The sequence below is a fragment of the Caulobacter sp. SRI_008 genome, from assembly GCF_057586355.1.
In genome coordinates this window covers 23,429-45,294 of sequence record NZ_JBYCZS010000031.1, presented here as the reverse complement: position 1 = coordinate 45,294, position 21,866 = coordinate 23,429, and the positions used below count along the sequence as shown (strand labels likewise).

General features: G+C 68.4%; 18 protein-coding genes and 1 tRNA gene. 12 read left to right on the top strand and 7 right to left on the bottom strand.

Annotated features, from left to right (window positions below; genetic code table 11):
• Positions 1-52 precede the first annotated feature (52 nt).
• Complete coding sequence (locus AC2YHT_RS22595) at positions 53-3,418, top strand: error-prone DNA polymerase (protein ID WP_487292111.1); 3,366 nt, start codon at positions 53-55, stop codon at positions 3,416-3,418.
• Positions 3,419-3,592: 174 nt separating this feature from the next.
• Here the strand turns inward: AC2YHT_RS22595 and AC2YHT_RS22590 are convergent, their stop codons facing one another.
• From AC2YHT_RS22590 to AC2YHT_RS22580, 3 genes are all read right to left on the bottom strand, one after another.
• Complete coding sequence (locus AC2YHT_RS22590; protein ID WP_487292098.1) at positions 3,593-5,467, bottom strand: polysaccharide biosynthesis protein; 1,875 nt, start codon at positions 5,465-5,467, stop codon at positions 3,593-3,595.
• Between the two features lie 87 nt (positions 5,468-5,554).
• Positions 5,555-6,769 carry a molybdopterin molybdotransferase MoeA gene (locus AC2YHT_RS22585; protein ID WP_487292097.1) on the bottom strand — a complete coding sequence of 405 codons (1,215 nt, stop codon included), beginning with the start codon at positions 6,767-6,769 and terminating at the stop codon, positions 5,555-5,557.
• 55 nt (positions 6,770-6,824) lie between these two features.
• Positions 6,825-7,619, bottom strand: a complete 795-nt coding sequence (locus AC2YHT_RS22580) for an AraC family transcriptional regulator (protein WP_487292096.1) — start codon at positions 7,617-7,619, stop codon at positions 6,825-6,827.
• Between the two features lie 92 nt (positions 7,620-7,711).
• Here AC2YHT_RS22580 and AC2YHT_RS22575 point away from each other — a divergent pair, with 92 nt between their 5' ends.
• Together AC2YHT_RS22575 and AC2YHT_RS22570 are read left to right on the top strand one after the other, a co-directional pair.
• Positions 7,712-8,929: an MFS transporter gene (locus AC2YHT_RS22575; protein WP_487292095.1), complete on the top strand. Its 1,218-nt coding sequence runs from the start codon at positions 7,712-7,714 to the stop codon at positions 8,927-8,929.
• 74 nt (positions 8,930-9,003) lie between these two features.
• Complete coding sequence (locus tag AC2YHT_RS22570; protein WP_487292094.1) at positions 9,004-10,173, top strand: serine hydrolase domain-containing protein; 1,170 nt, start codon at positions 9,004-9,006, stop codon at positions 10,171-10,173.
• Positions 10,174-10,233: 60 nt separating this feature from the next.
• On the opposite strand, the gene AC2YHT_RS22565 is transcribed toward AC2YHT_RS22570, so the two are convergent.
• Positions 10,234-11,067, bottom strand: a complete 834-nt coding sequence (locus tag AC2YHT_RS22565; RefSeq protein WP_487292093.1) for a ferredoxin--NADP reductase — start codon at positions 11,065-11,067, stop codon at positions 10,234-10,236.
• 304 nt (positions 11,068-11,371) lie between these two features.
• On the opposite strand from AC2YHT_RS22565, the gene AC2YHT_RS22560 reads away from it, so the two are divergent.
• Positions 11,372-11,749: a hypothetical protein gene (locus AC2YHT_RS22560; RefSeq protein ID WP_487292092.1), complete on the top strand. Its 378-nt coding sequence runs from the start codon at positions 11,372-11,374 to the stop codon at positions 11,747-11,749.
• A 41-nt stretch (positions 11,750-11,790) separates the two neighbouring features.
• Here AC2YHT_RS22560 and AC2YHT_RS22555 read toward each other — a convergent pair whose 3' ends face one another.
• The gene (locus tag AC2YHT_RS22555; protein ID WP_487292091.1) at positions 11,791-11,964 is read right to left on the bottom strand and encodes a hypothetical protein; all 174 of its coding nucleotides are present in this window, start codon (positions 11,962-11,964) and stop codon (positions 11,791-11,793) included.
• 257 nt (positions 11,965-12,221) lie between these two features.
• On the opposite strand from AC2YHT_RS22555, the gene AC2YHT_RS22550 reads away from it, so the two are divergent.
• The 3 genes from AC2YHT_RS22550 (at position 12,222) to nusG (ending at position 13,247) form a co-directional block, all read left to right on the top strand.
• A tRNA-Trp gene (locus AC2YHT_RS22550) sits at positions 12,222-12,297 on the top strand.
• A gap of 63 nt (positions 12,298-12,360) precedes the next feature.
• Entirely contained in the window at positions 12,361-12,675 is a 315-nt protein-coding gene (gene secE / locus AC2YHT_RS22545; protein WP_110117862.1) for a preprotein translocase subunit SecE, read from the top strand.
• Between the two features lie 14 nt (positions 12,676-12,689).
• Complete coding sequence (nusG, locus tag AC2YHT_RS22540) at positions 12,690-13,247, top strand: transcription termination/antitermination protein NusG (RefSeq protein WP_110117861.1); 558 nt, start codon at positions 12,690-12,692, stop codon at positions 13,245-13,247.
• A gap of 160 nt (positions 13,248-13,407) precedes the next feature.
• Here the strand turns inward: nusG and ggt are convergent, their stop codons facing one another.
• Together ggt and AC2YHT_RS22530 are read right to left on the bottom strand one after the other, a co-directional pair.
• Positions 13,408-15,075 carry a gamma-glutamyltransferase gene (gene ggt, locus AC2YHT_RS22535; protein ID WP_487292090.1) on the bottom strand — a complete coding sequence of 556 codons (1,668 nt, stop codon included), beginning with the start codon at positions 15,073-15,075 and terminating at the stop codon, positions 13,408-13,410.
• 187 nt (positions 15,076-15,262) lie between these two features.
• On the bottom strand, positions 15,263-18,112 hold the full coding sequence (locus AC2YHT_RS22530; RefSeq protein WP_487292089.1) for a TonB-dependent receptor domain-containing protein: 2,850 nt from the start codon (positions 18,110-18,112) through the stop codon (positions 15,263-15,265).
• Between the two features lie 519 nt (positions 18,113-18,631).
• On the opposite strand from AC2YHT_RS22530, the gene rplK reads away from it, so the two are divergent.
• From rplK to AC2YHT_RS22505, 5 genes are all read left to right on the top strand, one after another.
• Positions 18,632-19,063 carry a 50S ribosomal protein L11 gene (rplK, locus tag AC2YHT_RS22525; RefSeq protein WP_007661528.1) on the top strand — a complete coding sequence of 144 codons (432 nt, stop codon included), beginning with the start codon at positions 18,632-18,634 and terminating at the stop codon, positions 19,061-19,063.
• Positions 19,064-19,067: 4 nt separating this feature from the next.
• Positions 19,068-19,757 carry a 50S ribosomal protein L1 gene (gene rplA / locus AC2YHT_RS22520; RefSeq protein WP_487292088.1) on the top strand — a complete coding sequence of 230 codons (690 nt, stop codon included), beginning with the start codon at positions 19,068-19,070 and terminating at the stop codon, positions 19,755-19,757.
• 139 nt (positions 19,758-19,896) lie between these two features.
• The gene (locus AC2YHT_RS22515; protein ID WP_487292087.1) at positions 19,897-20,136 is read left to right on the top strand and encodes a type II toxin-antitoxin system VapB family antitoxin; all 240 of its coding nucleotides are present in this window, start codon (positions 19,897-19,899) and stop codon (positions 20,134-20,136) included.
• Positions 20,136-20,531: a type II toxin-antitoxin system VapC family toxin gene (locus AC2YHT_RS22510; RefSeq protein ID WP_487292110.1), complete on the top strand. Its 396-nt coding sequence runs from the start codon at positions 20,136-20,138 to the stop codon at positions 20,529-20,531. The genes AC2YHT_RS22515 and AC2YHT_RS22510 overlap by 1 nt, the downstream gene beginning before the upstream one ends.
• Positions 20,528-21,751 (top strand): TIGR03862 family flavoprotein, encoded by a 1,224-nt coding sequence (locus tag AC2YHT_RS22505; protein WP_487292086.1) that lies wholly within the window; start codon positions 20,528-20,530, stop codon positions 21,749-21,751. Before AC2YHT_RS22510 ends, AC2YHT_RS22505 begins: the two co-directional genes overlap by 4 nt.
• Positions 21,752-21,866 lie beyond the last annotated feature (115 nt).

Sequence of the window (21,866 nt, the reverse complement as noted above, 5' to 3'; positions counted from 1 at the left end):
CTGACCAGATCCTCCCCCTCTGGGGGAGGTGGCCCGGAGGGCCGGAGGGGGCCTGCGCCCCATGACCGCCTACGCCGAGCTCCAGACCACCACCAACTTCTCCTTCCTGCACGGGGCCTCCCGCGCCGAGGAACTGATGCTGACCGCCGAGGCCCTGGGCCTCTCCGCCGTGGGCGTCGTCGACCGCAACAGCCTGGCGGGCGTGGTGCGCGCCTGGACGGCGGCCAAGAAGCTGAAGGTCCGCGCTCTGGCCGGCTGCCGGCTGGACTTCGCCGACGCCACGCCCAGCCTGCTCTGCTACCCGTCCGACCGCGAAGCCTTCGCCCGACTGACGCGGCTGCTGACGCTCGGCCAGAGGCGTGCGGGGAAGGGCGAGTGCATCCTCTCCTGGGCCGACTTCGCCGCGCACGCCGAGGGGCAGCTGGTGCTGGTCGTGCCGCCAGAGAAGCTGGACGCCGCCTTCGAGGCCGATCTCCAGCGCATCGCCGGCGCGCTGAGAGGCCGCGTCTGGCTGGCCGCCAGCCGCGCCTACGCCGCCCAGGATCTCAAGCGCCTGGCTCGTCTCGACGCCCTGGGCGAGGCGGCCGGCGCGCCGATGGTGGCCACCAACGACGTGCTCTATCACGGCCCCGAGCGGCGGCCGTTGCAGGACGTCATCACCTGCGTGCGCGAGCATTGCACGATCCAGGAAGCCGGCTTCCGGCTGCAGGCCAACGCCGAGCGCCATATCAAGACCCCGGTCGAGATGGCGCGGCTTTTCGAGCGTTGGCCCCGGGCCATCGCCCGCACCGTCGAGATCGTCGCGCGCATCGGCTTCGACCTCGACGACCTCAAGGAAGAATACCCCGACGAGCCGGTGCCGCCCGGCAAAACCTCCATGCAGCACCTGACCGACCTGACCTGGCAGGGGGCGGCCTGGCGCTATCCCGGCGGCGTGCCGGACAAGGTGGTCGCGCAGCTGAAGGAGGAGCTGCGGCTGATCGACAAGATGGACTACCCCAACTACTTCATCACCGTGCACGACATCGTGCGCGAGGCGCGGTCGATGGGCATCCTGTGCCAGGGGCGCGGCTCGGCGGCCAATTCCTCGGTCTGCTACTGCCTGGGGGTGACGGCCATCGACCCCACCGAGCACCGCCTGCTGTTCACCCGCTTCATTTCCGAGAACCGCGGCGAGCCGCCCGACATCGACGTCGACTTCGAGCACGAGCGGCGCGAGGAGGTGATGCAGTACGTCTACAAGCGCTATGGCCGGGAATATGCGGCCATCTGCGGCACGGTGATCCACTACCGCCCGCGCAGCGCCATCCGCGACGTCGGCAAGGCCCTGGGCCTGACCGAGGACGTCACCTCGCTGCTGGCCGGCACGGTCTGGGGCAGCTGGGGCGACGGCTTGCCAGAGGAGCACCTGACCAATGCGGGCCTCGACCCCAAGGCCCCGGAGATCGCCCGCGCCGTGGCTCTGGCCACCGAGCTGATGGGCTTTCCCCGCCACCTGTCGCAGCACGTCGGCGGCTTCGTCCTGACCAAGCGGCGGCTCGACGAGACCGTGCCGATCGGCAACGCCGCCATGAAGGACCGCACCTTCATCGAGTGGGACAAGGACGACATCGACAGCCTCGGTTTGATGAAGGTCGACGTGCTGGCCCTGGGCATGCTGACGGCGATCCAGCGGGCTTTCGGCATGTTGCGGGCCGATCACGGAGAGCCGATCGTCGACCTGGCTGACGTGCCCAAGGAGGTGGCTGGCGTCTACGACATGCTCTGCGTGGCCGACAGCATCGGCGTCTTCCAGGTCGAGAGCCGGGCGCAGATGTCGATGCTGCCGCGCCTGAAGCCGCGCCGCTTCTACGACCTGGTCATCGAGGTGGCGATCGTCCGCCCGGGACCGATCCAGGGCGACATGGTCCATCCCTATCTGAAGCGGCGAAACAAGATCGAGGAGGTGGATTGGCCCAAGCCCTCGCCTGAACACGGCCCGGAAAACGAACTTCAGGAAATCCTCGGCAACACCTACGGCGTGCCGCTGTTCCAGGAGCAGGCCATGAGCCTGGCCATCGAGGCGGCCAAGTTCACGCCCGACGAGGCCGACGGCCTGCGCAAGGCCATGGCCACCTTCCGCAACCTCGGCACGCCGGCCGAATATCGCGAGAAGTTCGTCGAGGGCATGGTCCGGCGCGGCTATCAGCGCGACTTCGCCGAGCGCTGCTTCAAGCAGATCGAGGGCTTCGGCCACTACGGCTTTCCGGAAAGCCACGCGGCCAGCTTCGCCAAGCTGGTCTACATCTCGGCCTGGATCAAATGGGCCTGGCCGGACGTGTTCTGCGCGGCCCTGATCAATTCCCAGCCGATGGGCTTCTACCAGCCGTCCCAGCTGGTGCGCGACGCGCGCGAGCATGGCGTCGAGGTTCGGCCGCCGGACGTGATGCGCAGCGACTGGGACTGCACATTGGAAACCCGCTCCTCCCCCGCGTTAGCGGGGGAGGGGGACCGCGAAGCGGTGGAGGGGGCGACGGCGCGCACGGCGCTTCGTCCCTCGCCCCCTCCGTCACGGTGCGTATCCGCACCGCGCCACCTCCCCCGTTTCTCGGGGGAGGAGCGACGAGATTCCCGCAAGATCTCCAACGAAGACACCCGTCCCCGCTGGAAAGCGCTGCGCCTGGGCCTGCGCCAGATCAAGGGCCTGAAGGAAGTCGATGCGCTGACCCTGATGAAGGCCCGCGACGAAGGCGCCCGCACGCCGGCCGAGTTCGCCCAGGGCGGCGTGCCGCAGCGGGCGCTGGAGCTGCTGGCCGAGGCCGACGCCTTCGCCTCCACGGGTCTCGCGCGCCGTGACGCCCTGTGGGCGGTCAAGGGGCTGAAGGGCGAGCACAAGGCGCCGGTCCAGGCCCCGCTTCTGGCCGGCCTGCCGCTGTTTGAGGACCAGGTCTCGTTGCCGGCCATGGGCAAGCCGCAGGAGGTGGCCGAGGACTATCGCACCACCAGCCTGTCCCTGAAGGCCCACCCGTGCGGCTTCTACCGGCCGATGCTGGCGAAGCTGGGGGCGGTCACCGCCGACCAGCTGCCGAAATTCCGCAACGGCCAGAAGGTGTCGGTCGGCGGCCTCGTCCTGATCCGCCAGCGGCCGGGCACGGCCAAGGGCGTGGTGTTCGTCACCCTGGAGGACGAGACGGGCGTCGCCAACGCCGTCGTCTGGAAGGACCGCTTCGAGGCCGACCGCAACGTGGTGATGACCGCCTCGTTCCTGGTCGTACACGGCCGGGTGCAGGCGGCCGAGGGCGTCATCCACATCGTCGCCGAAGGCTTCACCGACCTCTCGGCCGAACTCTCGACCCTGCGCGACGAACCCGGCGCGCCGGCTCCTCGCGTACGCCAGAAGGTGTCGGGCCGGCTGCTGCGGAGCCGGGATTTTCACTGAGGACGGGCGAAGGGACTAGATATTTCCCCGTAAAATCCCCGCGAAAGCGGGGACCCAGGCTTTTTCTGCAACCTGCGGCGCTCGACGATAAAACACCTGGGTCCCCGCTTTCGCGGGGATTTTACGGATGTGGAGCGCCTTGCTTTGCTCGCCCGCGCCGCAAGGGGAGAAGGATCAAACCTTCGCCGTCTCCGCCGTCGTCGCCCGCAACCGCTCGACCAGCGCGAACAGCTGCGTCCGCACGCCGAACTCATCGCCGGCCAGAGCCGAGGCTTCCAGGCTCGCCAGCACGGCCTCCTCGATACGCGGCGGCGGGACGAGCGGCGTCGCTTCGATCACGCCGTCGGTTTTCGGCGCGGCGGTCTCGTTGATATCGACCAGGGCCTCGGTGAGCTTCTCGCCGGGGCGCAGGCCGGTGATGCGAATCTCGATGTCCTTGTCGGGGACCAGGCCCTGCAGCTCGATCATCCGGCGGGCCAGATCGATGATCTTCACCGGCTCGCCCATCTCCAGGGTCAGCACCCCGGCCGGCGGCGCGCTCTCGGCGGCCGATTGGGCGACGGCCCGCAGCACCAGCGACACCGCCTCGGGGATGGTCATGAAATAGCGTTCGACCTCGGCGTCGGTCAGGGTCACCGGGCCGCCGCGGGCGATCTGGTGGCGGAACACGGGCACCACCGACCCGGCCGAGCCCAGCACGTTGCCGAACCGCACGACGCCGACCCGCATCTTGCCGCCGCCGCCGAACTGGCGGGCCAGCGCCTCGGCCGCGCGCTTGGTGGCGCCCATGACGCTGGCCGGGGCCACGGCCTTGTCGGTCGAGATCAGGGCGAAGTGGGACGCGCCGGCGGCCTTGGCCGCGACCGCGACGTTGCGGGTGCCCAGCACGTTGGTGCGCACGCCCTCGCACGGATGGCTCTCGACCATCGGCACGTGCTTGAGGGCGGCGGCGTGGAAGACGATGTCGGGCTGCTCGGACGCCATCAGCCGCGAGACGCGATCGGCGTCGCGAACGTCGCACAGGGCCTCGCGGCGCGGCAGTTGCGGCCAGGCCTCGGCCAACTCGCGGTCGATCAGGAAGAGGTTGGCCTCCGAGGCGTCGACCAGGGTCAGGTGGGCCGCGCCGCTGGCGGCGATCTGGCGGCACAGCTCCGAGCCGATGCTGCCGCCGGCGCCGGTGACCAGCACCCGCCGGCCGCTGACCAGGGCCTGCACCGGCGCGGGATCGAGCCGCACGGGCGGACGGCTGAGCAGTTCTTCCAGGCTGATCTCGCGCAGAGCGCCGTTGGTGGGGCCGTCGCCCATTTCGACCACGCCCTGGCGGCGCAGCAGGCGTACGCCCTGGCTCTTCAGCTGGCCCAGGCGTTCGGCCCCGAAGGCGCCCAGCGGGGCTTCGGCCAGGAACAGCACCGCGGCCGGCGACAGGCCGCCGTCGCGCAGCTGGCGCATCACCCGGTCGAACTGGCCGATCGCGCCCAGCACGCAGACCCCGCGGATCTCGTCGCCGGTCTCGCGGGCCTCGGGGGTCAGCACCCCGACCACGGCGTAGCGCTGGGCCAGGCCGTCGGGGGCGCGCAGGAAGGCTTCGGCCTCGGCCGCCTGGCCGACGATCAGCAGACGGGGCAGGGCGGGCGAGGCCGGTGCGGGGCGCAGGCGCAGCAGGGCGTCGACCAGCACGCCATCGTGCAGGGCGCGGCGTCCGACGCGCAGAGCGGCCAGCAGGCCGATCTGCACGACCAGGGCCGCCAGGATGGTGCGACCGCCGCCGTCGAGCTTGGGCAGGAGGATATGCGCCAGCAGCGAGAAGGTCAGGGCCGTCAGCGCCGACGAGCGGGCGATCCGCAGGTGGTCGGCGGCGGCCACGAAGCGCCAGGGCGAGCGCTCCAGCTGGAACAGCAGTTCCACCAGCAGCGCCGACAGGGCGTAGAGGCCGGCGTGGGCCAGCAAGCCGGGCCGGTCGGTGTCGAGGCCCGCGGCCAGGACCTGTCCGATCAGCAGGGCCAGGAAGGCCAGTAACACGTGCGCTGCGATCTTGCCGGCGCGACCCATCGATGCCCGAACTCCCTACGCGTCGGAACTGTTCAACCTGTGCGGCTTAGCACGCTCATCGCGCCTCGTCGCCGATTCAGGGTCGATTCAGGCGCGGGCTAGCGGCAGGACGGTCACCAGGTCGCCGGCCAAGGCCGCCGGCGCGCCGGCCGGGCGTCTCAGCAGGGCGTCGGCGCGGGCGAAGACGCCCACCAGCGACGAGTCCTGGTCGGGGAAGGGGGTGACCACCAGCCGACCCTCGGCGTCGATGGCGCGGGCGGCCCGCATCCAGTGCTCGCGCGGGCCGTTGGCGGGCAGGGGCGCGGCCAGGCGGGCGGGCGTGAAGGGCAGGGCGGCGTCGGCGCCTGTCAGGGCCGCCAGCAGGGGACGCAGGAAGAGCTCGGCGCAGACCAGGGCCGAGGCCGGATTGCCCGGCAGTCCCAGCACCCGGCGGCCATCCGCGAGAAAGCCGAACCAGGTCGGCTTGCCCGGACGCACGGCGATGGTCTGCACGCGCAGGTCCAGGCCCAGCTGCGTCATCGCCGGCTTGACCAGGTCATAGTCGCCCACCGAGGCGCCGCCGATGGTCACCACCAGGTCGACGGCCGCGCCGCGCACCGCATCGGCGATCGCATCGGCAGAATCGGCGGCGGGAGCCAGCTTCACCGCCTCGCCGCCCCAGGCCGTGATCAGCGCCGCCAGGCTGAACGAGCCGGACTCGAAGATCTGGTCGGGGGCGGGCGCGCCGCCGGGCGGAACCAGTTCGTCGCCGGTGGCCAGGATCGCCACCTTCGGCCGGCGGGCGACCTCCAGCCGGTCGCGTCCGGCGGCGGCGGCCAGCGACAGCCGCCAGGGATCGATCCGCGCCCCGGCCTCCAGCAGGTGGTCGCCAGACCGGAAGTCGCCGCCGGCCGGGCGGATGTTGGACTTCGGATCATCGCCGGCCGTGAAGCGCACGATGTCGCCCTCTCGGGCCGCTTCTTCCTGGATGACGACGAGGTCGGCCCCGGCCGGCACGGGCGCGCCGGTGAAGATCCGCACCGCCTGGCCGGCTTCCAGAGCCGCCGCATAGGCCCGGCCGGCGGCGCTCTCGCCGACGATCGCGAAGGCGTCGATGACGCCGTAGTCGGCCCGCCGGATCGCCCAGCCGTCCATGGCCGAGGCGTCGAAAGGCGGTTGATGGCGGTCGGCGACGATCCGCGCCGCCAGCACCCGGCCGATCGCGTCGGGCAGGGCTGCGGTCTCGACGCCCAGGCGCGCGGCGCCGTCCAGCATGCGGCCTCGGGCCTCCTCGACGGTCAGGTTCTTCAGGGCTTGGCTCACGGATCGGTGGTCTCTGTCTGCAGCGCCGCATGGCTGTCGCACGGCGTCCGCCGGGTCAATCGAAACCTGGGGCGGCGACGCCGGGCTTGTAGCGGTTGGGCGGAATGCCCAGCAGGCGCTTGAACATGGTCGAGAAGGCCGCCGGGCTGTCATAGCCGAGGTCGAGCGCGATGGTCGTCACCGGCTCGCCGGCCGCCAGCCGAGGCAGGGCGGCCAGCAGCAGGGCCTGCTGCCGCCAGGCGCCGAAGCTCATGCCCGTCTCACGGCGAAAGGCGCGGGTGAAGGCTCGGCGGCCCAGGCCCAGCTCGCCGCACCAGTCGTCGATGGTCTCGTGCGGCGTCGGGCGTTCGAGGAAGGCGTGGCAGCGACGGGCCAGGGCCGGGGCGGCGGGGAAGGGCACGGCCAGCGGGATCACCGGCGCCCGCGCCAGCTCGGCCAACAGCAGGTCCATGACCATCCCGTCGCGGCCGGCCTCGTCATAGTCCACGGCGATGTCGCAGGCGGCGATCAGCAGATGGCGCAGCAGCGGCGCGACGCCGATCACCCGTCCGCGATCGCCCAGCACCGCCGAGGCCCGCTCGTCCAACAGTACGCTGCGGGTGCTGACCGCCCCGACCATCCGCACCGAATGCGGCGTGCCGGCCGGCGTCCAGACCGCGCGTTCCGGCGGCGCGATCCAGGCGCCGTGCGGGGTGCTGACCACGGCCACGCCGGCGGCGGCGTAGAGCAGCTGGCCGCGTCCGTGCTGGTGCCAGTCCAGTTCGAAGGAGGGTGGGTACTCGTTGCCGGTGGCGACCACCGGCCGCAGCGCGTGGTCGTAGTCGGCGGGATGGATCCAGGGCTTGGCCATCTGTCCCACTCGCGAAAGTGAAAGTCCCGCTGCGGAATGCGGGACGCCTTCGCAGGTCCTATCGCGGTCGAACCTTCACGGGAAGAGCTTCAATGACCGATACAGCGATCCGATCCCCCGTCGCCGACCCCGCCGCCAACAAGGCCCAGACCACCGTGTTCGGCGTGATCCTGGCGGTGAGCGGCTGCCACCTGCTCAACGACATGATGCAGTCGCTGCTGCCGGCCATCTATCCCAACCTCAAGACCGACCTTCACCTCAGCTTCGGCGAGATCGGCCTCGTCACCCTGGCCTACCAGATCACCGCCTCGATCCTGCAGCCGCTGGTCGGGCTCTATGCCGACCGCCGACACAATCCGATGGTGCTGCCGGCCGGGACCCTGTTCTCGCTGTCGGGGCTGGTGGTGCTGTCGATCGCCCACGTCTACGGGCTGGTGCTGCTGGGCGCGTGCCTGCTGGGCGTCGGCTCGTCGGTGTTCCACCCGGAATCCTCGCGGGTGGCGCGGATGGCGGCGGGCGAGCGGCCGGGCCTGGCCCAGTCGCTGTTCCAGGTCGGCGGCAACGCCGGCCAGGCCCTGGGCCCGCTGGCCGCGGCCCTGGTCGTGGTGCGCTGGGGCCAGTCCAGCCTGGGCGTCTTCGCCCTGCTGGCGCTGCTGTCGGGAGCGGTGCTGTGGAACGTCGCCGTCTGGGCCCGGCATCACGGCCTGGCGCGCCTTGCCGCAAGCAGCGGCCGCAAGGTCTCAATCGACCTGCCCAAGGGCGCGGCCGCCAAGGGCATCGCCATCCTGCTGGCGCTGATCTTCTCGAAGTACGTCTACATGGCCAGCCTGACCAGCTACTTCACCTTCTACCTGATGGAGCGCTTCCACCTGTCGGTCGGGAACGCCCAGATGCACCTCTTCGCCTTCCTGGCGGCGGTGGCCGTGGGCACGATCGCCGGCGGACCGGTGGGCGACCGCTTCGGCCGCAAGGCGGTGATCTGGATCTCGATCCTGGGCGTGCTGCCCTTCACCCTGGTCCTGCCCTACGCCAGCCTGTTCTGGACCGGGCCGCTGGTGGTGATCATCGGCCTGCTGCTGGCCTCGGCCTTCCCGGCCATCGTCGTCCTGGCCCAGGAGCTGGCCCCGGGACGCATCGGCATGATCTCGGGCCTGTTTTTCGGTTTCTCGTTCGGCATGGGCGGCCTGGGGGCTGCGGTGCTGGGCGAGGTGGCCGACTGGAAGGGCGTGCAGACGGTCTACAAGCTCTGCGCCGTTCTGCCGGTGCTGGGCCTGCTGGCCGCCTTCCTGCCCAATCCGAGGAAGACCTGAGCGCTTGGCGAATTGCGCCGCTGCCGGCGCCCGCATAGCTTGCCGCCCGACGTTACGCGATCTGGGGGGAAGCGATGACGAAGACGCGACGCGAAGCGATGCTCCTGGCCGTGTCGGCGGCGGTCTGCGCCAGCGGCGCCAAGGCCGGGCCGGCCGAGGATGACCTGGCTTCGCGCCTGCGCCTGATCGCCGCCAGGAGCGTGACGGACGGCCAGACCGCCGGCTTCGCTCTCGGCGTGCGGCGGTTCGGAAGTCCGCCGACCGTCTTCGGCCTGGGCGTTGCGGACATCGAAGCGGCGACGCCGGTCGTCTCCGACACCGTGTTCCGCATCGCCTCCTGCACCAAGCAGTTCACCGCCGCGGCCGTCGTGCTGCTGAGCGAGCGCGACGCCCTGGCGCTGGATGCGCCGGTGGACCGGTTTTTCCCCGGCTTTCCCGCCTCGCCCGGCGGGCGCGTTCCGACCGTCGAGCAGTTGCTGACCCACACCGCCGGGATCCACGACTACGTCCTGGGCGGCCTGCCGGCCGACGCGGGAAGCGACTGGCGGCATGATCCCGAACGCTGGCGGCTGATGGCCCGGCTGGCGCCGCTCTACGACTTCGAGCCGGGCGCGCTGTGGGGCTATTCCAACACCAACTACGTGCTGCTCGGCGCGATCATCGAGCGCGTGTCGGGGCGGAGCTACGGCGACTTCCTGGCCAAGAACGTCCTGGCCCGCGCCGGCCTGAACGCCACGGCGCTGGACGCCTATGCCGACGCCGTGCCGCGTCGCGCTATCGGCTACAGCCTGGACGGCGGCGCGCCTAAGGCTTTCCGCAAGGTCGCTGACGGCGGCCTGCCCGTCGCCGAGGGTGGGCTGCGCTCGACGGTCGGGGACATGCTGGCCTGGAACCAGGCCCTGTTCGGCGGCAAGGTCGTCTCGCCGGCGGGCGTCAAGCGCATGATCCAGGCCGCGCGGACCACGGACGGCGCGCCCGTCGGCTCGGCCCACTTCACCCCCAAGGGTATGAACCCCGGCAAGCCGCCAGCCTTCGTGCAGCAGGCGGACTACGGTTTCGGGCTGGAAGTCGCCCGCATCTTCGACACGCCGGTGATCTGGCACAGCGGCGGCCTGCCAGGCTTCAACAGCATCGTCCTGCACTTCCCCGAGAAGCAGGTGGACGTGGTGCTGCTGACCAACACCGACAACGGCGCGGTCGGCGCCTTCGAGCCGACCCTGCGGGCGGCGACCGGGACGGCTTAGCCAAAAGAAAAAGGCCAACCTCGCGGCTGGCCTTTTCATTCTTTCGAGGGTCTCGCCGGATCAGCCGACGAAGGCGCGCTCGATGACGAAGTCGCCGGGCTCGGCGTTGGAGCCCTCGACCAGGCCATGGGCTTCCAGCAGGGCGGCGGTGTCCTTGATCATGGCCATCGAGCCGCACAGCATGGCGCGGTCGTGCTCGGGATCGAACTTGCCGCCTTCCAGGCCGAGGTCGGCGAACAGCTTGCCGCTCTCGATCAGGTCGGTGAACCGGCCCTGGCGCTCGAACGGCTCGCGGGTGACGGTCGGGTAGTAGACAAGCTGGACCTTGGCCTCGTCACCGACCAGCGGATCGTCGTGGATCTCGCTGGTGAAGAGGTCGCGATAGGCCAGTTCCTGCACTTCGCGCACGCCGTGGGCGACGATCACCTTTTCGAAGCGGCTGTAGGCGTCCGGATCGCGGGCGACCGACAGCCAGGGCGCCAGGCCCGTGCCGGTGCCGAACAGGAACAGGCGCTTGCCCGGCTTCACCGCGTCCAGCACCAGGGTGCCGGTCGGCTTCTTGCCGAGCAGGACCTGGTCGCCGGCCTTGATCTGCTGCAGGCGCGAGGTCAGCGGGCCGTCCGGCACCTTGATCGAGAAGAACTCCAGCTCCTCGGCGAACGAGGGCGAGCCGATCGAGTAGGCGCGCAGGATCGGCTTCTTCTCGCCCAGCTCCTCGCGGGGCGGCAGGCCGATCATCACGAACTCGCCCGAACGGAAGCGGAAGCTGGCCGGGCGGGTGATGGCGAAGCTGAACAGCCGGTCGGTCCAGTGCTTGACCCAGAGAACGGTCTCGAGGTTGTGCGGGGACTCCTTGGCGGGAGCAGGGGCGGCGGTAGCGGTCTCGGCCGTCATGGTCTGTGGTTTCGATCCTGTTCGCGCCCGTCTGAATAACAGCAGCGCGCATAAGAAAAGTCGGGTGTCGCTCCGGCCCTGAAGGCGACCTGCGTCTCATGTGAGAAGTTGAGAGCGGATGTCAACTTTTGCTGTCTGAAGGGGCTTTGAGAAAAAATTCTACGAACCGTTCAAAATAGCGCCGTTCGCTTTTTCAGACTGTGTCAAAAATGTGATTGCCGGTCGCCGAAACGGGGCGCAGAGTTCCTTTTGCTTCGTTCGCGGAGCCAACGATACGGAGGAACGTATGCGGGTGAGGTTCGTTATGGCCGCCGCGGCGGCCAGTCTGTTAGCGTTAGGCGTAGCGGGTTGTGAAGGCGGCGCCCAAACCAAGGCCGCCAAGGCTCAGCAAGTCACTCTGGAAGGCAAGTCGGTGACGGCGAGCGGCTGCGTGCGGCCGGTCGAAAACACCAAGTGCCTCGTCGTGCGCGGCCCCAACGGCGGCTATTACGACGTCTCCAGCGCCAGTCCGGCGCCAGACCCCGGAAAGGGGGTCGGCGTTTCGCTGCGCGGACGTGACCAAGGCAAGAACACCGAATGCGGTCGCGAGCTGACCGACGTCAAATGGTCCTACCTGAACGTCCAATGCGCCGCGGCCGCGCCGAGCGCCGCGAGCGAGACGGAGGCCAAGAAGGCCGGCTGACGAAAGCCGACCCACGGGTTCGGCTCCGGTGAGGTTGCGCTTCAGCCTTCGCCGGAGCCTGGATCCGTGCGCGTCTTCGACGTGGTCACACTGTCCTCGGCGCCCACGGGTTCCGTGGCCGGACGAGGCGGCTTGCCGTCGCCACCGAGATTCGGCCGCTGATTCTCATGCTCGACTTCATGGTTGGAGGGGCGTTCGCCGGCGATTTCGGCCATCGCGGATCCTTTCTCAGGCGCGTCATTGGCGCGTCACAGGGGTGTCCGGGCCAAGAAACCTGTGAAAAGGCGCCGTCAGACCCGGGACTTCCGCAATAACGCGCGGTTGACGCGACCTGATCCGCTTGCCCGGCGCAAACGACCCTGCTACACGACGCCGCTCTGGCGCTGGGAAGCGTCGGCGGCGCCGCTCGCGGCCCTCCGGCCGAACCGTCGCCTAGGCTGCGGTCCGGTACTTCAAGGACCGGAGTTTCTGCAGGAGTGTAGCTCAGCTGGTAGAGCATCGGTCTCCAAAACCGAGGGCCGGGGGTTCGAGTCCCTCCACTCCTGCCACTATATGTCATCGGCCGGCCCGGCGTTCGGTCCGGCCTGTCAGATACGCGAGCCTCTGAAACCATGGCCAGGAAACCGGGATCCAGCCCGTCAGCGATCAAGAACCGCGCCGCCCGTACGGCTGCGGCGCTGGCCCCTGCCGGTCAGGCTCCGTCCGCCGCAGCCGCGGCGGCGCCCAAGAAGCCTTTCAACCCGGTGCAGTTCTTCCGTGAAGTGCGCGCCGAGGCCCGCAAGATCACCTGGACGACCCGCAAGGAGACCTGGATCACCTCGGTGATGGTCTTCATCATGGTGATCGTCGCCTCGCTGTTCTTCCTCCTGGTCGACTGGCTCCTCGGGGCCGGCGCCAATCTGCTGCTGAAGTTCGCGGCCGGATAAGTCATAAGAAGACCATGAGCACCGAAACCGCCTCGAACCCGAACCACAAGTGGTACATCGTCCACGCCTACTCGAACTTCGAGAAGAAGGTGGCCGAGAGCATCCGTGAGCAAGCCAAGGCCCAGGGCCTGGAAGACAGCTTCTCCGAGATCCTGGTGCCCACCGAGGACGTCGTCGAGATCCGCCGTGGCCGCAAGGTCAACGCCGAGCGCAAGTTCTTCCCGGGCTACGTCCTGGTGAAGATGAACCTCTCGGACGAAGCCTACCACCTGATCAAGAACACCCCGAAGGTCACGGGCTTCCTGGGCAGCGGCTCCAAGCCGACGCCGGTCTCCGAAAAGGAAGTCCAGCGCATCGTCGGCGCCATCGAAGAAGGCGTCGAGAAGCCGAAGACCGTCGTGCTGTACGAAGTCGGCGAGAACGTCCGCGTCATCGACGGTCCGTTCGCCAGCTTCAACGGCTCGGTCGAGCAGGTCGACGAAGAGAAGGCCCGCCTGCGGGTCACCGTCTCGATCTTCGGCCGCGCCACCCCGGTCGAGCTGGAATACAGCCAGGTCGAAAAGATCGCCTGATCCCTTTCGGATCAGCGCCAATACGAAGAACCCCGCGTCGGCCGACGCGGGGTTTTTTGTTGTCCGGGAAGGCAGGGCGTCCGACCGGAAACGGACGCGCCGAAGAGCGCGCGACGCACCGTCCGGAGGACGAGAGGCGCGTGGCCCTATTCCACGTCTTCTATGGAACCACCTTGCCCACGCCGCGCGCCCGCGGATCGGCCGCCGGAACCGGCGCGCCGTCGATGACCTGGATGGCCTCGATGTCGCCGACGAACCCCGTCTCGATCTTGTAGCCCCGCGCCTCCAACGCCGTCGTCAGTTCGGCTGGAAAGGGTTCGTAGGGTTCGGAGAAGATCACGTTCTCGGGCAGAAGCTGATGGTGGAAGCGCAGTTGCTTCTGCGCCTCGCCAAGCGGCAGCCCGTAGTCGTAGACGTTGGCCAGCACCTGGAACACTGAGGTGAAGATCCTCGATCCGCCCGGCGTGCCGATCACCATGGCCACCTTGCCCTCGCGCGTCAGTATGGTCGGGGTCATCGACGACAGCGGCCGCTTGCCCGGCGCGATGGCGTTGGCGTCGCCGCCCACCACCCCGAACATGTTGGGCGCGCCCGGCTTGGCCGAGAAGTCGTCCATCTCGTCGTTGAGCAGGAAGCCCGCCCCCTCGACCACGACGCCCGAGCCGAACCAGCCGTTCAGCGTATAGGTGTTGGAGACGGCGTTGCCCCAGCGGTCCACGATCGAGAAGTGGGTGGTCTGCGGCTTTTCCAGCCCCGGCTTGACCGAGGGCGTGGGCGAGGGCTTGGCCGGATCGATCTCGGCTGCGCGACGGGCGACATAGGCAGGATCGATCAGGTTCGAGACCGGAACCTTCCAGAAGTCCGGGTCGCCCAGATATTCGGCCCGGTCGGCGAACACCCGCTTCTCCATCTCGGCGACCAGGTGGACATATTGCGGGCTGTTCAGCGCCACGCCCGAAAACAGCGGGGCGGCGTCCTGCTTCATCATCAGCAGTTGCAGCAGGGCGATCCCGCCGGAGCTGGGCGGCGGAGCGGTGATCACCTTGAAGCCGCGCCAGTCGGCCTGGATCGGCTCGCGCCACACGGCTTTGTAGGCGGCCAGGTCGGCCTTGGTGATCAGCCCCTTCTCCGGGCCCCGCGCCATCTGGGCGACCAGCAGGTCGGCGGTCTTGCCGGTGTAGAACTCGGCGTCACCGCCCTTGGCGATGCGCTCCAGAGTGGCGGCCAGCTCGGGCTGGCGGAATGTCGCGCCGGCCTTCAGGCCGCCGAACCGGGCGTGGAAATTGGTGACGCCGACGAACGATCCTTCAGCGTCCTCGAGGTTGCCGATCAGCTGCGGCGTGACCAGGAAGCCCTCGTGGGCGTAGCGGATCGCCGGGGCCAGCACCTGCGCCCACGACAGCCGGCCGAACCGCTTGTGGGCCATGGCCATGCCGCGCACCGTGCCGGGAGTTCCGACCGCCAGGTTTCCGAACTGGCTGCGGGCGGCCACCGCCTGGCCCTCGGCGTTCAGGTACATGCCGGCGGCGGCCCCGGCCGGGGCGGTCTCGCGGTAGTCGAGGAAGTAGGGCTTGCCGTCGACATAGAGGGTCATGAACCCGCCGCCGCCCAGGTTGCCGGCTTCCGGATAGGTCACCGCCAGGGCGAAGGCCGTGGCCACGGCCGCATCGACCGCGTTGCCGCCCTTGCGCAGGATTTCCTCGGCGGCCAGGGCGCCGTAGCGGTCGGGCGAGGCGACGGCGCCGGCGGTCAGGGCCCGAGCCGCGACGGGCTGGGGCTTGGCCGCGGCGAGGCTTGGCGGCGCCGCGAGGGCGAGGACCGTCGCCAAGACGAGCCCGATCCTGGTGAACAGATGCACGCTCGGTTTCCCCCTGTGATCCCGTCTGAGAGGCTAGAGCATTCGCCAGGCTTGTCACCAGCACGCGATGCGTGGATCCGGGCGTCTCCACCCCAAAGAAAAAGGGCGGATCCCCGAAGAGATCCGCCCCCAAGTTTAGCCTAGATCAAGCTGAGGTTTAGAACTTCGCCTTGAAGCCCACGTAGAAGCGGCGGCCGAGCACGTCGTAGGTCGACGGGTCGGTGTTGGCCTGGACGTAGGAGGAGAAGTACGGCGGCTGCTTGTCGGTGAGGTTGGTGACCCCGCCGCGCAGCGAGTAGGTGTCGTTGATCGCCCAGCTGCCGTTCAGGTCGAAGTAGTCGACGGCGCCGATCTTCTCGTCCGGATAGTAGGCGTCGACCATGTCGCCGATGTGCCGCCAGCGCGCGCCGACCGAGAACGGACCGAAGGCGTAGTCCACCGAGGTGGCGTACTTCCATTCGGGGTGCGAGACGGCGGTGCCGCTGATCTGGGTGTTGCCGATCGTGCCCTTCAGATCGACGAAGTCCTCGCCCGGCAGGCTCTGGATCTTGAAGCTCTCCAGGTAGTTGCCCACCACGTTAACCTTGATCGAGCCCAGGCTGTCGTCGAGACCCACCGCGCCGAGGCCGAAGCCCCAGTCGAGCTGGAAGTCGACGCCCGAGGTCTTGTATTCGCCCAGGTTCAGCGCGGTCAGGGTGACGTTGGTGATCTCGCCGGTCGAGCTCGAGCGGGTGAACAGGTTGCAGTAGTAGGCGCTGCTGTCGCCGCCGCTGTAGCACTTGTCCAGCGCCGTCGAGACGTCGATCGTGCCGATCGCGTCCTTGATGTCGATCGAATAGTAGTCGATCGACAGCGAGAGGCGTTCGAACAGCGGGTTCTCGAAGCGCGGCGTCCAGACGAAGCCGACGTTGAAGGTGTCGGCGGTTTCCTCGGTCAGGGCCGGGTTGCCGCCGCTGGTGCCTTCGACCTGGGTGTTCGTGTAGGTGTAGCTGTCGATCGCCGACGATGGCAGGCCCTGCGCCAGGCAGATGCTGCGGACGGTGGCGGCGTTGCTGCCGGTGCGGGCTTCGCTGTCGATCGAGCAGGGGTCTTCGCTCAACGAGTAGAAGCCCTGGTTCTGCGGCGAGTAGAGCTCGCCCAGGCTCGGGGCCCGGACGGCGCGCTGATAGCCGCCGCGGACGCGGAAGCCGTCGACGATCTCCCAGTCGCCGTCGACCTTGTAGGCCGAGACGCCGCCGACCGTGGCGTAGTCCGAATAGCGGTAGCCGAGGTCGAGGTTCAGGGCCTTGATCAGCGGCAGATCCTTCAGGACCGGCACAAGCAGTTCGCCGTAGACTTCCGACACGTGGGTCGAGGCGTTGACCGAACCGGCCGAGTTGAAGCCGACCACGTCGCCCGTCAGCAGCAGGGAGTCCGGGTTGTACTTGTAGCTGTCGTACTTGTAGTCGGCGCCGAAGGCCGCGCGCAGTTCACCGGCCGGCAGGTCGATCAGGCCGCCGCTGAAGTTGGCCTCGATCATCGCCTGGTCGGCGATCGTGGTGTTGCGGGTGGTGCGCGAGATGTAGGTGCGGCACTCGTCCGACAGCTCGTTGTTGCCGAACGGGTCGTAGCCGCCTTCGCAGAGGCTGGCGCCGCCGTCGGCCGCGTCGAGCAGGGTCTGGACCGCGGTGCGGCTGACGTTGCCCGATTGCACTTCCTTCTGCTTGGAGCGGCCGAACGACGTGTAGATGTCGTAGGTCCAGTCCTTGAAGCCGGTGTCGCCGCGCGCGCCGCCGGCCGCCTGCACGACGTCGAAGGTGGTGCGCGAGATGCGCGCGCCAACGTCGGTGAAGCGCTTGTTCAGCGTGAAGTCGGCGTCCGGATCGGCGCGGCTGGCCAGCAGGGTCGCCAGGTCGTCCGTGATGAACGGGTTGGTCACCGGTACGGTGAAGCCGGTGCCTGGGGCCGGGGCCAGGACGGTGCGCGACTTGTAGTGGCTGTAGTTCAGCGACCCGTAGAGCTCGACGTTGTCGGTCAGCTCGAAGGTGCCCGCCGAATAGAACGAGTAGCGGGTCATCGGCAGCTGCAGCAGGTTCAGCGCACCGGTGTTGTACGAGTCGCTCGAGGTCAGGGTCGAGTAGTCGAGCGCGGTCGAGCCGGTGTAGTTGACGCCCTTGCTGAACAGCGTGCCGTCGTTGTTGAAGCCGTAGCGCGCGGTGCTGGTGGTGTCGACGCTGGTGGAGCCGTACTGGCCGAACACGGCGTCGACCGCGTCCTGGGACGGCCTGTTGTCGACGTCGACGATGTAGGAGCCGTAGGGCGTGGTGGTCGACGCGCCGGTGACCTTCGAGAAGTCGCGGGCGGCGTTGTAGACCGAGCCGCGCTTCGAATAGCCGAACGAGGCGGTGACGTGGCCGCGGCCGCCGGCGAACTTGGTGCCGCCGGTGACGCTGAGCGCGCCTTCCTTGCCGTCGCCGCGCTGGGTCAGGCCGTACTGGCCGTCGACCATCAGGCCTTCGAACTTGTTGTTGAGCTTGAAGTTGACCACGCCGGCCATGGCGTCGGAGCCGTAGGTCGCCGAGGCGCCGCCCGAGATCACTTCGATGTTCTGGATCAGGGCCGAGGGGACGATGTTGACGTCGACCGTGCCGTCCGAGTTCGAAGGAACGACGCGGTGGCCGTCGATCAGCACCATGGTGCGGGCGGTGCCGAGGCCGCGCAGGTCGATGTTGGCCTGGCCGCCGTTCGAGGGGTTGTTCGAGGTCGACGACACCGACGGCACGAACTGGGGCATCTGGTTGAGCAGGGTGTCGACGGTGACCGAGCCGGTCTTCTCGATCTGCTCGGCGCCCATGGTCATGATCGGGCTGTTGGAGACGTAGTCGCGGCGCGCGATGCGCGAACCGGTGACGACGACTTCCTCGACGGCGGCCGGCTCGTCGTTCGTCTGGGCCTGCGCCAGGATCGGCGCGGTGGTCACGGCGATGACGAGCGCCGACGCGCTCAGAAGATAGGTATTTCTAGCCATTCATAGTCCCCAGTATTCGCCAAATCGCTTGTCGCGATGACGACGTTCTGCGAAACAAGGTTCGCGATACGGAAGACGAATGGCGTCGTTTCTTTTCTGAATTTCGGCGGAAATTCATGGAATGGGGCGAATATGTTTCCCGATATCGTTGTGCGGGGAGCAAATGTGCTCACATTGCGCCGTTATCGGCATGAATTGACGAATTTGTGACGATGTAGTGTCGTTCTTGTTTATCAGCGGGTCGCTCAGGTTGAATTGCGGCCCCGGCGTGGCCGAAACCGGCGTGGCATGGCGGCAACAGGGCGGGGGCGATCGTATACGGGTCGCCGCGCTGGACTCCGTTCGACGCGCCTGCTACATGCGCCGCCTCGCTCCAGGACCCCGTCCCGGGGCGTGTTCGTCGTTATTCGCTCGAATGGCTTCATTCATGCGAATTCGGGGGAACCAAATCCGTGGAAGGGCCGCCAAGCCCGCACCACGGCTCACCAGCGAGGGCTCCGGCCCTCATGAGAGGATAGTATGGCTAAGAAGATCCTGGGCTACATCAAGCTCCAGGTGAAGGCTGGCTCGGCCACGCCTTCGCCCCCCATCGGCCCGGCTCTGGGTCAGCGCGGCGTCAACATCATGGGCTTCTGTAAGGAGTTCAACGCGCGCACCGAGAACGTCGAAAAGGGCACCCCCCTGCCGACCGTCATCACGGTCTACCAGGACAAGTCGTTCACCTTCGTCACCAAGACGCCCCCGGCGACCCACTACCTGAAGCAGATCACCGGCCTGAAGTCCGGCGCGAAGCTGACCGGTCGTGAGACCGTCGGCGAAGTGACGCGCACCCAACTGCGCGAAATCGCCGAAAAGAAGATGAAGGATCTGAACGCCAACGATCTCGAGGCTGCCGCCAAGATCATCGAAGGCTCCGCCAAGGCCATGGGCCTGAAGATCGTGGAGGCCTAATCCAATGGCTAAGCAACCCAAGCGCATCAAGGCCTGGACCGGCGACCGTGACGCCACCCTGGCCGTCGCCGACGCCATCGCCCTGGTCAAGGCCAACGCCAAGGCCAAGTTCGACGAGACCATCGAAATCTCGGTGAACCTCGGCGTCGATCCGCGTCACGCCGACCAGCAGGTCCGTGGCGTCGTTCAGCTGCCGTCGGGCACCGGCCGTGACGTCCGCGTCGCCGTCTTCGCCAAGGACGCCAAGGCCGCCGAAGCCACCGCGGCCGGCGCCGAAGTGGTTGGCGCCGAAGACCTGGTCGAAAAGATCCAGAACGGCTTCATGGACTTCGATCGCGTCATCGCGACCCCGGACATGATGGCCCTGGTCGGTCGTCTCGGTAAGGTGCTGGGCCCGCGCGGCCTGATGCCGAACCCGAAGGTCGGCACCGTGACCCCGAACGTCGGCCAAGCCGTGAAGGACGCCAAGGGCGGCGCCGTCGAGTTCCGCGTCGAAAAGGCCGGTATCGTTCACGCCGGCATCGGCAAGGCCTCGTTCACCGACGAAGCCCTGCTGGTCAACGTCAAGGCTCTGATCGACGCCCTGAACAAGGCCAAGCCGTCGGGCGCCAAGGGCATCTTCGTCAAGAAGGTCGGCCTGTCCTCGACGATGGGTCCGGGCGTGAAGGTCGACATCGCCTCGATCACCGCCTAACGGCCGATCGAAGCTTTTGACTTCGGAGACGGGCGCTGGAGCGATCCAGCGCCCGTCTTGCGTTTGGGGCCTCGTTTAGTTGGGGTTCGTTGTGAGGCCGGCTAGCCGATGTTATCTTCAGGCTAGACGGAGGTGATCCATGGCCTTTCATATCCGCGATCCCGAAACCGACGCCCTGGTTCGCCAACTGGCTGAGAAGGCGCGCGTTGGCATCACCGAGGCCGTGAAGCTGGCCGCCACCGAGGCCCTGGCCGCGCGCGAGAAGGCGCAGGCGGAAAAGCTGGCTAAGGTCGAGGCCATCCTGGCCGAGATCGACAGCTGGCCCCGCACCGGTCTTAAGGCCGACAAGGAATTCTTCGACATGATCAACGGCGATTGATGTTCGTCGATGCGTCCGCCTGGACGGCCATTCTCCTGAACGAGCCAGAGCGCGCGGCCTTGAAGGTCAAGTTGTCCGAAGCGGTGATCGTTTTGACGTCCGCGATCTCGACATGGGAAACCGTGCGAGCCGTGGCGCGAGAGACGAAGCGTCCTTTCGCCGACGCCGTCGATATCGTCTCTGGGCTACAAGAGAGCTACGAGGCGCGGATCGTGCTTATCGGTGAGCCCGAGCAGGTAGTCGCCCTCGAAGCTCACGCCCGTTTCGGCAAGGGCGTCCATCCCGCCAAGCTCAACATGGGCGACTGTTTCGCTTACGCCTGCGCCAAGGTTCATGGCGTGCCGCTGCTCTACAAGGGCGGCGACTTTTCCCTGACCGACATCGAGGCCGCGTGACGTCTGACGCTTTCAGGATCATCGACGTCGCCGTGGTCGGCGGTGGGCCCGCCGGGCTGATCGCCGCCCAGCGCCTGGCGCAGGCCGGCCGCTCGGTCGTGGTGTTCGAGAAGATGCCGACCTTCGGACGCAAGTTCCTGATGGCCGGCCGGGGCGGGCTGAACCTCACCCATTCGGAAGATTTCGAGCGCTTCGCCGCCCGCTATGGCGCGCGTGAGGCGGTGCTGCGACCGATGCTCGAGGCGTTTACGCCGGCCGATCTCGTCGCCTGGGCCAAGGACCTCGGCCAGGAGACCTTTGTCGGCGCCAGCGGGCGTGTGTTTCCCAAGGCGATGAAGGCCTCGCCGCTGCTGCGCGCCTGGCTGGCGCGGCTGGAGAGCCTGGGCGTCTCCCTGCGAACCCGGTCGGCCTGGGCGGGCTGGAGCGAGGACGGCGCCCTGCTGATCGACGGTCCGGACAGCCGCGAAGCCTGGCGGCCGCGCGCCACGATCCTGGCCCTCGGCGGCGCCAGTTGGCCCAAGCTCGGCTCCGACGCGGCCTGGACGGAGGCGCTGGCGGGGCAGGGGGTTCAGGTCGCGCCCTTCGCACCGGCCAATTGCGGCTTCGAGGTTTCCTGGAGCGAGATCTTCCGCGACCGCTTCGCCGGCGAGCCGCTGAAGAACGTCCGCCTCACCTGCGACGGCCGCCAGGCCCGCGGCGACGCCATGGTCGCCGGCTATGGGCTCGAGGGCGGAGCGGTCTACGCCCTGGGCCCGGCCCCGCGCGAGGCGATCGCCCGCGACGGCGCGGCGGTGCTGACGATCGATCTTCGCCCCGACCTGCCGGCCGAGACCCTGGAGCGGCGTCTGTCCGGCGCGCGCGGCGGCCAGTCGCTGGCCAACCATCTGCGCAAGGCCCTGAAGCTGTCGCCGGTCGAGGTGAACCTGCTGCGCGAGGCCCATGGCCTCGACCTGCCGTCCGAGCCCGCTGTCCTTGCGGCGGCGATCAAGGCCGCGCCGATCCGGCTGGCCGCGGCCCGGCCGCTGGACCGGGCGATCTCGGCGGCCGGCGGCGTGACCTTCGAAAGCCTCGATGGCCTGGCGCTGCGGTCGCGGCCCGACGTCTTCCTGGCCGGCGAGATGCTGGACTGGGAAGCCCCCACCGGCGGCTACCTGCTGCAGGCCTGTTTCGCCACGGGCGTGGCGGCGGCGCGGGCGGTGAATGAGCGGCTGGCGGGGTAGGGCGGTTTCGCCTTTTTCGTGACTCGTCACCAACGGGTTGAAACTTTTTCAACCCCCGTGTATACGGCCCGCCTCTCCGCTGGACTCCGGTTCGGCGGCGAACCTGTTTGAGAAC

Coding starts and splice junctions, on each gene's coding strand:
- rplA (WP_487292088.1), top strand. CDS start 19,068: ATGGCTAAGCAACCCAAGCGCATCAAGGCCTGGACCGGCGACCGTGAC.
- AC2YHT_RS22575 (WP_487292095.1), top strand. CDS start 7,712: ATGACCGATACAGCGATCCGATCCCCCGTCGCCGACCCCGCCGCCAAC.
- AC2YHT_RS22590 (WP_487292098.1), bottom strand. CDS start 5,467: ATGGGTCGCGCCGGCAAGATCGCAGCGCACGTGTTACTGGCCTTCCTG.
- AC2YHT_RS22580 (WP_487292096.1), bottom strand. CDS start 7,619: ATGGCCAAGCCCTGGATCCATCCCGCCGACTACGACCACGCGCTGCGG.
- nusG (WP_110117861.1), top strand. CDS start 12,690: ATGAGCACCGAAACCGCCTCGAACCCGAACCACAAGTGGTACATCGTC.
- AC2YHT_RS22515 (WP_487292087.1), top strand. CDS start 19,897: ATGGCCTTTCATATCCGCGATCCCGAAACCGACGCCCTGGTTCGCCAA.
- AC2YHT_RS22510 (WP_487292110.1), top strand. CDS start 20,136: ATGTTCGTCGATGCGTCCGCCTGGACGGCCATTCTCCTGAACGAGCCA.
- AC2YHT_RS22560 (WP_487292092.1), top strand. CDS start 11,372: ATGGCCGCCGCGGCGGCCAGTCTGTTAGCGTTAGGCGTAGCGGGTTGT.
- AC2YHT_RS22530 (WP_487292089.1), bottom strand. CDS start 18,112: ATGGCTAGAAATACCTATCTTCTGAGCGCGTCGGCGCTCGTCATCGCC.
- AC2YHT_RS22570 (WP_487292094.1), top strand. CDS start 9,004: ATGACGAAGACGCGACGCGAAGCGATGCTCCTGGCCGTGTCGGCGGCG.
- rplK (WP_007661528.1), top strand. CDS start 18,632: ATGGCTAAGAAGATCCTGGGCTACATCAAGCTCCAGGTGAAGGCTGGC.
- AC2YHT_RS22565 (WP_487292093.1), bottom strand. CDS start 11,067: ATGACGGCCGAGACCGCTACCGCCGCCCCTGCTCCCGCCAAGGAGTCC.
- secE (WP_110117862.1), top strand. CDS start 12,361: ATGGCCAGGAAACCGGGATCCAGCCCGTCAGCGATCAAGAACCGCGCC.
- AC2YHT_RS22555 (WP_487292091.1), bottom strand. CDS start 11,964: ATGGCCGAAATCGCCGGCGAACGCCCCTCCAACCATGAAGTCGAGCAT.